10 protein-coding genes are annotated in these 12,254 nt (G+C 71.2%); 5 read left to right on the forward strand and 5 right to left on the reverse strand.

Going from position 1 to position 12,254, the window contains the following annotated elements; translation table 11 throughout:
- Positions 1-2 precede the first annotated feature (2 nt).
- Positions 3-1,898, reverse strand: coding sequence for a ricin-type beta-trefoil lectin domain protein (locus AAW13_RS14235; RefSeq protein WP_046729236.1), 1,896 nt, complete (start codon positions 1,896-1,898; stop codon positions 3-5).
- Positions 1,899-2,024: 126 nt separating this feature from the next.
- On the opposite strand from AAW13_RS14235, the gene AAW13_RS14240 reads away from it, so the two are divergent.
- Complete coding sequence (locus tag AAW13_RS14240) at positions 2,025-5,036, forward strand: glycoside hydrolase family 3 protein (protein ID WP_046729237.1); 3,012 nt, start codon at positions 2,025-2,027, stop codon at positions 5,034-5,036.
- A 57-nt stretch (positions 5,037-5,093) separates the two neighbouring features.
- A complete protein-coding gene (locus AAW13_RS14245) occupies positions 5,094-6,461 on the forward strand; it encodes a hypothetical protein (protein WP_046729251.1) in 1,368 nt (455 codons plus the stop codon).
- Here the strand turns inward: AAW13_RS14245 and AAW13_RS14250 are convergent, their stop codons facing one another.
- Positions 6,462-6,884 carry a MarR family winged helix-turn-helix transcriptional regulator gene (locus AAW13_RS14250; RefSeq protein WP_046729238.1) on the reverse strand — a complete coding sequence of 141 codons (423 nt, stop codon included), beginning with the start codon at positions 6,882-6,884 and terminating at the stop codon, positions 6,462-6,464.
- 75 nt (positions 6,885-6,959) lie between these two features.
- Between AAW13_RS14250 and AAW13_RS14255 the strand changes: the two genes are divergently transcribed.
- Entirely contained in the window at positions 6,960-8,090 is a 1,131-nt protein-coding gene (locus AAW13_RS14255; RefSeq protein ID WP_046729239.1) for an FUSC family protein, read from the forward strand.
- Here the strand turns inward: AAW13_RS14255 and AAW13_RS14260 are convergent.
- A complete protein-coding gene (locus tag AAW13_RS14260; RefSeq protein ID WP_046729240.1) occupies positions 8,035-8,622 on the reverse strand; it encodes a TetR/AcrR family transcriptional regulator in 588 nt (195 codons plus the stop codon). The two genes, AAW13_RS14255 and AAW13_RS14260, sit on opposite strands and share 56 nt — an antisense overlap.
- 108 nt (positions 8,623-8,730) lie before the next feature.
- On the opposite strand from AAW13_RS14260, the gene AAW13_RS14265 reads away from it, so the two are divergent.
- Together AAW13_RS14265 and AAW13_RS14270 are read left to right on the forward strand one after the other, a co-directional pair.
- The gene (locus AAW13_RS14265) at positions 8,731-9,738 is read left to right on the forward strand and encodes an NAD-dependent epimerase/dehydratase family protein (RefSeq protein WP_046729241.1); all 1,008 of its coding nucleotides are present in this window, start codon (positions 8,731-8,733) and stop codon (positions 9,736-9,738) included.
- A 65-nt stretch (positions 9,739-9,803) separates the two neighbouring features.
- The gene (locus tag AAW13_RS14270) at positions 9,804-10,472 is read left to right on the forward strand and encodes an NAD-dependent epimerase/dehydratase family protein (protein ID WP_052768540.1); all 669 of its coding nucleotides are present in this window, start codon (positions 9,804-9,806) and stop codon (positions 10,470-10,472) included.
- 124 nt (positions 10,473-10,596) lie between these two features.
- On the opposite strand, the gene AAW13_RS14275 is transcribed toward AAW13_RS14270, so the two are convergent.
- The gene (locus AAW13_RS14275; RefSeq protein ID WP_046729242.1) at positions 10,597-11,190 is read right to left on the reverse strand and encodes a YdeI/OmpD-associated family protein; all 594 of its coding nucleotides are present in this window, start codon (positions 11,188-11,190) and stop codon (positions 10,597-10,599) included.
- A gap of 298 nt (positions 11,191-11,488) precedes the next feature.
- The gene (locus AAW13_RS14280) at positions 11,489-12,085 is read right to left on the reverse strand and encodes a YceI family protein (RefSeq protein WP_046729243.1); all 597 of its coding nucleotides are present in this window, start codon (positions 12,083-12,085) and stop codon (positions 11,489-11,491) included.
- Positions 12,086-12,254: the final 169 nt, after the last annotated feature.

The raw sequence follows: 12,254 nt of genomic DNA on the forward strand, positions 1-12,254 counted from the left end.
CCTTACTGCATATGCCACTTCTGGTTGGCTGCCCCCGTGCACGACCAGATCTGCGCCCGCGCGCCGTTCGCCGACGAGTTGTCCGTGACGTCGAGGCACTTGTTCGCCGCCGTGTTCACGACATCACCGGTCGAGGAGTTGTACGACCACTGTTGCGCACCGGTTCCGTTGCAGTCGTACAACTGCACCTTCGCCCCGTCCGCCGTCGAGGCCGAGGTCACGTCGAGGCACTTGCCGAGCGCCCGGACCGAGCCGTCGGACTGCACGGTCCACTGCTGGGCGGTGGAGCCGTTGCAGTCGTAGAGCTGGACGGCGGTGCCGTTCGCGGCCGAACCGCCCGCCACGTCCAGGCACTTGCTCGCCAGCCCCACGAAGGCGCCGGTCTGGCCGCCGCCGCCCGACTGGGTGCCGGACCAGGTGAAGGTCGCCGACGTCCTGCCGGGGAGCGAGTAGGTGGCGTGCTGGGAGCCCCAGTTGACGGTGACGGTCCTGGCGGAGGACGCGTCGTTGTAGGCGATCAGGGCCTTCGAGCCGTCCGGGTTGCGCCAGGCCACGTTCGGCACGGCGGTGGACGCGGTGGAGGCGATCCGCTGCGCGCCCGGCCGGACGAACTTCGTCAGCTGGCCCATCGTGTAGTACTCGACGGTGTAGTCGACCGTCCCGTCGGCGCCGTCCCCGTCGTGCACGGTGACCAGGCCGGTGCAGGTGCCGCAACCGCCGTTGTGCGGGCCCATGTTCTGGTCCACGGCCAGCGACCACTTGGTCACCGACTTCGCCCAGTTGCGGGTGTAGTCGATGATGTTGTTCATGTCCTCGCGCTGCTGGTTGGCGACCCAGGTGCCGCCGGAGTGCTCGGTGCCGAACGCGTCCAGGTTCGGGTACTGGTCGTGGACGGTGGTCTGCTTGGAGACGCCGCTGATGTCGCTGTAGCCGTGCCAGGCGATCCCGCCGAAGTTGGGGTGGTTGCGGATGGCCGCGTCGTCCACGGACGCGGCCGCGTAGGAGTCGTAGACGTCCCAGTTCCAGTCGTGCGCCAGGACCTTGGTGGACAGGCCGGCCGATTGCAACTGCGGCAGCAGGTCGTTCTTGAGGAAGTACTGGAGCCCCGAGGCGTTCCAGCTCATCGCCGGATAGCCGGAACAGCAGGTCGGCTCGTTCTGCGGGGTCACGTAGGAGACGTTGACGCCCTGGTTCCTGTACGCCTGGAGGTACTTCACGAAGTAGGCGGCGTAGGCCGCGTAGTCCTCGGACTTCAGCCAGCCCCCGTTGAGCGAGCCGCTGTCCTTCATCCACGCCGGCGCCGTCCATGGCGAGGACATGACAGTCAGGGAGGGGTTCAGCTGGAGCGCCTGCTGGGTCAGCGGCACGACGTCGGCGAGGTCGTGCGAGATGGAGAAGCTGTTCAGGTTCGGGTCGGTCTGCCCGGCGGGTACGTCGTCGTACGTGTACCCGTACCGGGCCAGGTCCGAGGCGCCCATCGGATTGCGCAGGAACGACAGCCCGATGCCGTCCGTGGGGGAGAACAGCTTCTTCATGGTCGCGTCCCGGGTGGCCTGGGACAGTGCCCCGCTGCTGTTCATCAGCCAGGCCGCGGTGTCCGTGAACGAGGCGCCGCCGCCGGTGAAGGTCTGGTAGCGGGTGTTCTCGTCGACCGTGATGTTCTCGCCGCTGCCGCCGGTCCCGGCGGAGAAGGCGAACGGCGTCTGGGCCTGGAGGCCGCGCGTGACATGGCGTCCGGCGGAGTCGTCGGTGGTGGTGAGGTACGCGGTGACCTGCTCGCCGGCCGCGTGCGCCGGCGGTACGACGGCACTGAACCCGGCCGCCGTGAGCAGTCCGGCGAGGAGCAGCCGGAGGGTGCGGGGGGTGCTTCTCGCCGGCACGTGGGGGGTGCTTCTCATCGACACATCGCCCTTCCTGACGGGACGTCTTGACGGGGGTGCGGGCCGTTAGTTAACTCACGTCGTGATCTAAGCCATGAGTGAACTCGAGAGCCCTGAGTGAACCAGAGAGTCGAGGGAAGGTCCATGCCAAGAACCGCCCTGCTCGTCTCCACCGCACTGCTCGCCGCTCTAGTACCCCTGTCGGCGGCCAGTGCCGCCGACGACCCCGCGCCGACCCCCGTGGACCGCTTCGAGGGCGAGGTCCCCTTCGCCTCCCAGCCCGCCGAGGGCATCTTCACCTGGGGAGGCGACAGCGACGACCCGCCCGCCCTGCGGTTCGCCGACCGCGCCGACGCCCCGGAGGGCGCCAAGGTGCTCTCCGGGACCTACGACATCAGCGGCTACGGCGGCTTCAGCCACGACTTCGCCGCCACCGAACCCGCCCACGACTGGTCCGCCCACAAGGGCATCCGCTTCTGGTGGGACGGCCAGGACAACGGCAAGAAGACCGCCTTCGAGATCAAGGACGGCGGCAGCAACGGCGAGGCCTCGGAGCTGTGGACGACGTCCTTCACCGACGACTTCTCCGGCTGGAAGCAGATCGAGATCCCGTTCACCGACTTCGTCTACCGCACCGACTACCAGCCGGTCGGCGGCATCGACCACGTCCTCGGCCTCACCCAGATGTGGGGCTACGCGGTCACCCTCCCGGTCGGGGTCCAGGGGCAGTTCGCCATGGACGACGTGGAGCTGTACGGCAAGGCCGACCAGGCCCTGCGGGCCTCCGTCACCACCGACGCGGCCGTCTACCCCGTGACGGAGGGCGGCACGGCCTCGGTGAAGGTCACGGTCGCCACCACCGGCTCGGCCCCGATCGACGACCCGGTGACGGTCACCTACGAGACGGCCGGCGGCACCGCCGAGTCCGGCAGGGACTACAGGCCCGTCTCCGGCACCCTCACCTTCCCGGCGGGCACCGCCTCCGGCGCCACGCGGACCATCGAGGTGCCGACGCTGAAGGACCGGTCGGCCGAGTCCGCGGAGACCGTCCCGCTGAAGCTCACGGTCAGCGGCGCCAAGGCCCCCGCGGAGACCCCGCAGGTCGTCATCGACGCGCACGGACTGCCGTACCTGGACAGCAGGCTGCCCGTGCGGAAGCGGGTCGCGGATCTGCTCTCCCGGATGTCCCTGGCGGAGAAGGCCGGGCAGATGACCCAGGCCGAGCGCGGCGCCGTCGGCAACGGCGGTGACATCGCGGCCTACGACCTCGGCTCACTCCTGTCCGGCGGCGGCTCGACCCCCACGCCCAACACGGCTGCCGCCTGGGCGAAGATGATCGACGGCTTCCAGCTGCGGGCGCAGGCCACCCGCTTCCAGATCCCGCTGATCTACGGCGTCGACGCCGTGCACGGCCACAACAACCTCGCCGGTGCCACGATCATGCCCCACAACATCGGCATCGGCGCCACCCGCGACCCTCGACTCGCCGAGCGGACGGGCGCGGTGACGGCGGCCGAGGTCCGTGCCACCGGCATCCCCTGGGACTTCGCGCCCTGCCTCTGCGTCAGCCGCGACGAACGCTGGGGCCGCTCCTACGAGTCCTTCGGTGAGGACCCGGCGCTGGTGAAGTCCATGGAGACGGTGATCCAGGGCCTCCAGGGGCGCGCGGACGGCCGTGACCTGAAGGACGACGACAAGGTGCTCGCCACCGCCAAGCACTTCGTCGGCGACGGCGGCACCGCGTACGGCTCCTCCACGACCGGCTCGTACACCGTCGACCAGGGCGTCACCACGGTCACCCGGCAGCAGCTGGAGGCGATCCACCTGGCGCCGTTCCAGACGGCCGTGGACCGGGGCGTCGGCACGGTCATGCCGTCGTACTCCTCGCTGGACATCGTCGGCGACGGCCAGGGCCCGGTGAAGATGCACGCCCGTGCCGACATGATCAACGGGGTGCTGAAGGACCGGATGGGCTTCAAGGGCTTCGTGATCAGCGACTGGAACGCCATCGACCAGCTGCCCGGCGACTACCCGGCACACGTCCGTACGGCCGTGAACGCGGGCGTCGACATGATGATGGTCCCGTACAGCTACCAGGACTTCACCGCCACCCTGACCGCCGAGGTGAGGGCCGGCCGCGTCAGCGAGCGGCGCGTCGACGACGCGGTCTCCCGCATCCTCACCCAGAAGTTCGAACTCGGCCTCTTCGAGCACCCCTACGCCGACACCTCCGGCGCCTCGAAGATCGGCTCCACCGCGCACCGGGCGGTGGCCCGCCAGGCGGCCGCCGAGTCGCAGGTGCTGCTGAAGAACTCCGCGAACGTACTGCCCCTGCGGAAGTCGCAGAAGGTGTACGTCGCCGGGTCCAACGCCGACGACCTCGGCAACCAGACCGGCGGCTGGACCATCACCTGGCAGGGCCAGTCCGGCACCCACACCACCGGCACCACCATTCTCCAGGGCATGAGGAACGCCGGGGGAGACGTCACCTACTCCAAGGACGCCTCGGCGCCCACCTCCGGCTACGACGTGGGAGTGGTCGTCGTCGGCGAGACCCCGTACGCCGAGGGCGTCGGAGACGTCGGCAACGGCAACGACCTGGCCCTGTCCGCGGCCGACCAGGCCGCCGTGGACAAGGTGTGCGCGGCCATGAAGTGCGCGGTGCTGATCGTCTCCGGGCGGCCGCAGCTGATCGGCGACCGGCTCGGCGGGATCGACGCCCTGGTGGCGTCCTGGCTGCCGGGCACCGAGGGCGACGGCGTGGCCGACGTGCTCTACGGCAAGCGCGCCTTCACCGGGCAGCTCCCGGTCACCTGGCCGAAGTCCGAGGCGCAGCTGCCGATCAACGTGGGTGACGCGGCCTACGACCCGCAGTACCCGTACGGCTGGGGCCTGACGACCCTGACGAAGGCCCCCAAGGGCGGCGAGGCGACCCTGCGGAAGCTCGGCAGGGCGGCGCGGACCGCCGAGCGGGCGGGCGCCGCCCCGGCGGGCCGCGAGCTGGTCGGCGAGGCCCGGCTGCTGGTCCAGGCGAAGGTGGGCCAGTCGATCACGGCGGCGGTCTCCAAGCCCTTCGCGGACGCCGACCACCTGCTGCTGACCGGGAAGTACGCGGCGGCGGTGGAGAAGCTGACGGAGGCGTACCGGGCCGCATAGGAAATGTCCGCAAAGGGAGGCTTCGGGTAATTTCGAAGCATGAAGGCCGTGCGAAGCATGAAGGCCGTGCGACGGACCCGAAGCCTCCCGGCGCTGCTGCTGGCCGTGCTGGCGCTGCTCGTGGCGACCGTGGGCGCCCCGCCGGCCACGGCGGCCACCGGCGTCTCGACGATCGCCGACGCCCTGCGCAGGAGCCCGGTGTACGTCGACCCGGCGGCCGCCGCCCAGCTGTCCACGGCCGAGGCCGACACCCTGGCCCGGCAGATCAAGGACGCGGACCGACCGCTGTTCATCGCCGTCCTGCCGGCCGGCTACCCCACCCGGAACCTCTTCACCGACCTGCGCACCGCCACCGGGATCACCGGCCTGTACGCCGTGCGGCTCGGCGACCGCTTCGACGCCCGCGCCGACGCCGCCGTCCTGCCCCGCACGGCCGTGCAGAACCTGGTCACCAGCGTCCAGGGCGAGACCACCGGGGCCCAGCTGACCGACTTCACCGACCGCGCGCTGGCCAACATGGGCGGCAGGGCGCCCGCGTCCTGGGGCGGCGGCGCCACGGGCGGCTCCGGGGTGTCCAGTACGGCACTGATCGCGCTCGGAGCGGTCGTGGTGGCCGGCGGAGCGGGCGCGTACGCCCTGGTCCGGCGCAACCGCCGACGCCACGAGGAGGTGCGGCGGGCCGCGCTGGACCGGCTCCGGGTGGTCGTGGACGAGGACATCACCGCGTTCGGCGAGGAACTGGACCGGCTCGACTTCCATCCGGCCGAGTCCGGCGCCGACGACGCGATGCGCGCCGACTACGAACGCGCCCTGAACGCCTACGACCGGGCGAAGTCCGCCATGGCCGACGCCCGGGGACCCGAGGACGTCCGCGCGGTCACCGAGGCGCTGGAGGACGGACGGTTCTCGCTCGCCCTGCTGGCCGCCCGCCGCACCGGCGGCCCGCTCCCGGAGCGCCGTCCGCCGTGCTTCTTCGACCCCCGGCACGGCCCCTCGGTCACGGACGCCGCCTGGACCCCGCCCGGCGGAGCGCCCCGTGAGGTGCCGGTCTGCGCGGCCGACGCCACCCGGCTGGCCGACGGCCGGGACCCGGTGATCCGCGAGGTCGACACCGACCGCGGCCGGCGCCCCTACTGGGACGCGGGCCCGGCCTACGGTCCCTGGGCGGGCGGCTACTTCGGCGGCGGCATCCTCCCCGGCCTTCTCCTCGGCACGGCCCTGGGCGGCTGGATGTCCGCCCCCGCCTACGCGGCCGACTACGGCACCGGCTACGGCGACTTCGGCGGCTTCGACGGCGGCGGCTACCAGGGCGGCGACGTCTCGGGCGCGGACTTCGACCCCGGCGACTTCGGCGACTTCGGCGGGGGAGGCGGCGACTTCGGCGGCGGGGGCGGGGACAGCGGGGACTTCGGCGGCGGTTTCTGACTACTCCGTCTGCCCCAGGCGCTCCATCACGGCGGCGGCGAGCAGCAGCACCCCGCGCTCGGTCTCGCTCAACGACCCGAGGGCCTTGGCCAGCCAGGCGTCCCGCTGGGCCATGTCGGCCTCCAGCGCCCGGCGCCCCGCCCCGGTCAGGCTCAGCAGGGACTGCCGGCCGTCGGAGGGGTCCGGCGCCCGTTCGATCAGTGCCTCGGCCGCCAGCTCCGCGAAGACCCGGGTCAGCGACTGCGGCCGCTGGCGCTCGGCGGCCGCGACCTCACCGGGCGTGGCCGGCCCGTGCCGGTAGAGGTGCCCGAGCACCGACAGCTGGTTGGGGCTGAGACTGCCGTCCGCCCGCTCCTGCCGCAGCCTGCGGTTGAACCGGAGGACGGCGCGACGGAAACGGGCGGCTTCGGCGAGATGCTCCATGGAGAGATCGTACGCGGATACTTATTACGCGAATACTTACTACTCTACGGCCCTCGACGCCCTTATTCTCGGGTTGTGACCCCCAAACTCATACGCAACGCGTACGAAGCCGGGCTGACGATGACGGCTGTGCTGCTCTCCTGGGGAGCCGCGCTGGCGCTGGAGGGGGCCGCCGGGCTGCACACCGACGTGCTGGTCCTGGCGGTCGCCCTCACCCTGACCCTCGCCTCGACCCACCGCACCGCCGACACCCGCCGACGGCTGACCTCACTGGTCCTGCTGCCCGTGACAGCCGCCGCGTCGATCTTCGTCGGCCGCCTGCTCGCCTCCCACTACGCGGCGGGCGCGGTCCTCTACACGGCAGGCATGACGCTGGCCATCTGGATCCGCCGCTACGGCCCGGTCGCCACCAAGGCGGGCACGCTGATCGCCCTCCCGCTGGTGGCCCTGCTCGTGGTCCCCGGCCCCGCGCTGCCGGCCCGGGCCCAGAGCGGGCTGGTGACCTGGGGCTGGTCGGCGCTGATCGGGGTGCTGGTGTGCTGCTCGGTGTGGCTGGTGCAGGGGCTGGCCGACCGCTTCGGCCCCTTCCGCGCGTCCCCGGCCCCCGACCCGCCGCCACGCCGCTCGCGTCTCCATCCCCGCCCCAGTACCCGCATGGCCCTCCAGATGGCCGCCGGGATCGCCACCGCCTTCGCCCTCGGCCACCTGCTCTTCGACGACCACTGGCCCTGGGTCGTGCTCACCGCCTACGTCGCGGCGAGCGGCAACCGCGGGCGAACAGACGTACTGCGCAAGGGAGTCGAGCGCCTGGCCGGTGCCTGCGTGGGCACGCTGCTGGCTGCCGGCGTGGCGGCGGCGGGCTTCACCGGCCACACCGCGGTGGCCCTGATGTTCACGATCCTCACGATCGCCCTCTGGCTGCGCCCCCTGAGCTACGCCTACTGGGCCGCGGGCATGACCTGCGCCCTGTCCCTCCTCCTCGGCTACTTCGGCCAGGACGCCCTTCACCTCCTCCCCACCCGCCTGGAGGGCATCGCGGTGGGCGCGGTCCTGTCGGTGGCCTCGGCCTGGTGGCTGCTGCCGGTACGGAAACGGGCCGCACCCGGCGTGCCGCGGTCGGCGCGGAGCCGGCTGGACCCTTTCGTCTGGATCAGCCGGGGCTCCCCGGGGGAGGTGCCGGCCGGGCGCGCAGGCCGTCGAGGATGAGGTTCAGCAGGCGAGTGGCGCGAGTTGCCGCGTCCTCGCCCGGGGGGATGCGCCACAGGACGCTGAGTTGCAGCAGTACGTCCTCCGCGTCGAGGTCCCGTTTCAGGTCCCCCGAGGCGGCGCCGGCGTCGAGAAGGACCGCGATGGCGCGCACGAAGGGTTCGTAGTTCTTGTCGTCGAGCCCACCGTTGGTCGCCGCGTGGATGACCTCGGAGAAGCCGTACTTGAGTTTTCCGTAGTGGGCCACCTCCTCGAACCAGCGGCGCAGGGCGTCGAGGGGGGGAAGCTCGGCGGCGAGGGTGTGGGCCAGGTCGATGACCTTCTGGATCTCGTGGTGGTACAGCTCCACGATCAGTGCCTCGCGGGTGGGGAAGTGCCGGTACAGCGTTCCCACCCCCACCCCGGCCTGCTTGGCGATCGTCGTCATCGAGGTGTTCGAGGACGCGGCGAAGGCATCGCCGGCGACGGCGAGGATGCGCGCCCGGTTGCTCAGTGCGTCGGTGCGCCTCGCGCGGGAGGAAGACGCGGTCACGGCTGGTCCTATCGGCCTGGTTGCAAAGCGGAAGGGCTTCCGTTACGTTCGGGGAGAAGTACCGGAAGGGCTTCCGCTTAATTTTGCCACATCACATGGAGGACAGTCATGCCGGAAACGGTTCTGGTCACCGGAGGCACCGGATACGTCGGGGGCTGGTGCATCGCCGAGCTGCTGCACCGCGGCTACCGCGTACGCACCACCGTGCGCGACCACGGCAGGGAACAGGCGGTGCGCGACGCCGTCGCCACCCAGGTGGACGCGGACGACCGCCTCGAGTTCGCGATCGCCGACCTCACCGCGGACGAGGGCTGGGACGCGGCCGTCAGGGGCGTGGACTTCGTCCTGCACGTCGCCTCCCCCATGGGCGGCGCGGACGTCGGCGATCCCGAGGCCCTCATCGCCCCCGCACGCGACGGCGCCCTGCGTGTCCTGCGTGCCGCCGCCGGGGCCGAGGTGCGGCGCGTGGTGATGACCTCCGCGGCGAACGCCGCCAGCCCCTCCTCCTACGCCGAGGAGGGTGTCACCGACGAGACCCTGTGGACCGACCCCGACGACCCGACCCTGATCCCCTACCGCCGCTCCAAGACCCTCGCCGAGCGCGCCGCCTGGGACTACATGGCCTCCCACGACGGCCCCACCGAACTCACCACCGTCCTGCCCGGCGCCGTCTTCGGCCCGATCCTGGCCACGAACACCATCGGCTCGGTCGGCATCATCCAGCAGATGCTCACCGGCACCATGAACGGCGTACCCCGCATCGGCCTCGAGATCGTGGACGTCCGCGACCTCGCCGACATCCACGTCCGCACCATGACCTCCCCCAAGGCCGCGGGTGAACGCTTCCTCGCCACGGGCGAGTTCACCTGGATGCTGGACATGGCCCACGCCCTCAGGGAAGAACTCGGCGAGGACGGCGAGCGGGTCTCCGCCCAGGAGATCCCCGACGAGGTCGTCCGTGGTAACCCCGCCATGGGTGAGATCGCCCCAGCGCTCGGGCGCCGCAACCGGCACAGCACGGCCAAGGCACACACCGTCCTCGGCTGGCAGCCGCGCCCGGCCCGCGAGACCGTGGTCGACTGCGCCCGCAGCCTGCTCTCCCATGGCGCCGCATAGCCGGCACGGGTGCCGGCCCGTCCGGGCTCACCGTCGTTCTCACCCATGGACAGGGGAAGCTCCCAGTGCACGTTCTCCTTCTCGGCGCCACCGGCATGGTCGGCCACGGCATGCTCCACGCCTGCATCGCCGACGCCCGCATCGACACCGTCACGGTTGTCGCCCGCCGTACACCTGCTCTGACCCATCCCAAGGTGCGTGTGCTGCTCCACCAGGACTTCACCGATCTGACTCCGCTCCGCGAGGAACTCAAGGGGGTCGACGCCTGCCATTACGCGATCGGCACCTCGTCGGCGGGCACCACGGAAGCGGACTACACCCGTGTGACCCGTGACCACGCGCTCGCGGCGGCGCACACCCTGCTGGCAGCGGGCAACAGGCCGGCCTTCGTCTACGTCTCCGGACGCAGCGCCGACAGCACGGAGAAGAGCTCCGTGATGTGGGCTCGGGTCAAAGGCGCGGCCGAGAACGCGCTCCTGGCCCTTCCGATGCGCACACACATCCTGCGGCCCGGCTACATCCGCCCCCTCAACGGCGCCCGCGGCTCCTCCGCGGCGGCACACGCGTTCTACACGGTGACCAGCCCGCTCTTCCCTGTGCTGCGCCGGGCGTTTCCCGACTGGGCCACCTCGACCGAGGCCATCGGGCGCGCGGCGATAGTCCTCAGCCACCCGGAGAACACCGAACCCGCCATCCTGACCAGCCGCGCCATCAACCGGCTAGCCGGCATGTGAGGACGGCGGACGTCCTGGCCGGGACGGCACTGCCATCCGCTGCGAGCAGACAGGCGACCGCAGGAACCCAACCAGCCTTGGGAACAAGCCCGTTCACCTGCGTCCGGCGACCTTCTCCCCGTGACTACGGGTGCAGCTTCTCGCCCTTCGCGAGCATCGCCACGTACGTCTCGATCCGGCGTGCCCGGGTCTCGGGCTTCTTGGCGTCCTGGATCCGGTACAGGATCGCGTAGCGGTTCTGCCGGTCCAGTGTCCCGAAGAACTCCGCCGCGCCCGGGGTGGCGGTCAGGGCCGCCGCGAGGTCGTCCGGCACCGTGGCGGTCTTCGCACCGTCGTAGGCCGCCTCCCAGCGGCCGTCCGCCTTGGCGCGGTCGACCTCGGCCTGCCCCGGCGGACGCATCCGGCCCTGCTCGATCAGAGCGGCCACCTTGTCCCGGTTGATCTTGGACCACCTGCTGCGCGGCTTGCGCGGGGTGAACCGCTGGGTCCACCACTGGTCGTCGACCTTGGCCTTCTGGCCGTCGATCCAGCCGTAGCAGAGCGCCACGTCGAGCGCCTGCGCGTAGTCCAGCGCGACGATGCCGGGGCCCTTCTTGCGGAGCTTGAGCCAGATGCCGGGCGAGACGGCGTGGTTCTCATCGAGCCACGCCTCGAACGCCTCGGCGGATGCGAACGCGACGATCTCCAGGTCCTGAGTCACCCCAGCAGCGAACCACACTCGGCCGGGCCAGGGAACGCGGCATCCACGAGGACGGGTCCCGGCCTGTGCCCGCCCTGCGGTGCGCCACCGCGAGGCCGGGCGGCCCGGCCGGCGGCCGCTCTGGACCGGCTTTCGCGGTCGCGGGAGCCGCGGACATGACCGAGCGCCCGGACTCCGTGCGGGACAGCGGAGGACGGGCGCTACGGGCAGGGGCGCGCGGGGGCGGGGCGCCCGGCGCGGCGCACGGTGGCGGGGCCTGTGGCGGCGGGACGGGCTCGGAAGCCACGGGTGCTTCCGGCGGTTCCGCGCCGTCGGGTCACGCGTTCTTGATCGCCGAGATGTCGAAGTTCAGCTTGATCTTGTCGGAGACGAGGACGCCACCGGTCTCCAGCGCCGCGTTCCAGGTCACGCCCCAGTCGGAGCGCTTGATCTCGGCCTTGCCCTCGAAACCGACGCGCTCGTTGCCGAACGGGTCCTTGGCGGCGCCGTTGAACTCCAGGTCGATGGTGACCGGCTTGGTGACACCGAGGATGGTGAGGTCACCGGTGATGCGGTAGTCCTCGTCGCCCAGGGCCTCCGCCTTGGTGGACCGGAAGGTCATCGTCGGGAACTCGTCCGTCTTGAAGAAGTCGGCCGACTTCAGGTGGCCGTCGCGGTCGGGGCTGCCCGTGGTGATGCTGGCCATCTGGATGTCCAGGGAGGCGGTGGACTTCGCGGGGTCCGAACCGTCGAGGTGCAGGGTGCCCTCGAACTCCTGGAAGCTGCCCTTGACGTTGGTGACCATCGCGTGCCGGGCCACGAAGCCGAGCGTGCTGTGCGCCGGGTCGATGGTGTAGTCGCCGGTCAGCGCGGCCAGGTCGGCGCCCGCGCCGGCCTCGGTGGTGTCGTCGCTCTTGCGGCCGAAGATGCCCATGGGGTGCTCCTTGAAGGGGACGGGTCGCGACTCCGGAGCGGTGATGCCGAAGACGCGGGGCGTTGATGTTTAACATTCAACGAACTCAACGGATCCCACCGTAGACCTATTCCGTTCAACCTTCAACATCATCCGCCGACGTGTCGCGCTCATTACGCAGCGTAGCGCT

The organism is Streptomyces humi (assembly GCF_001005085.2).
In the GTDB taxonomy this organism is placed as follows: Bacteria; Actinomycetota; Actinomycetes; order Streptomycetales; family Streptomycetaceae; genus Streptomyces; species Streptomyces humi.

Bases quoted from the DNA above. Each gene is read 5' to 3' on its own strand.
- AAW13_RS14245 (WP_046729251.1), top strand. From the start codon at position 5,094: ATGAAGGCCGTGCGACGGACCCGAAGCCTCCCGGCGCTGCTGCTGGCC.
- AAW13_RS14280 (WP_046729243.1), bottom strand. From the start codon at position 12,085: ATGGGCATCTTCGGCCGCAAGAGCGACGACACCACCGAGGCCGGCGCG.
- AAW13_RS14235 (WP_046729236.1), bottom strand. From the start codon at position 1,898: ATGAGAAGCACCCCCCACGTGCCGGCGAGAAGCACCCCCCGCACCCTC.
- AAW13_RS14240 (WP_046729237.1), top strand. From the start codon at position 2,025: ATGCCAAGAACCGCCCTGCTCGTCTCCACCGCACTGCTCGCCGCTCTA.
- AAW13_RS14250 (WP_046729238.1), bottom strand. From the start codon at position 6,884: ATGGAGCATCTCGCCGAAGCCGCCCGTTTCCGTCGCGCCGTCCTCCGG.
- AAW13_RS14265 (WP_046729241.1), top strand. From the start codon at position 8,731: ATGCCGGAAACGGTTCTGGTCACCGGAGGCACCGGATACGTCGGGGGC.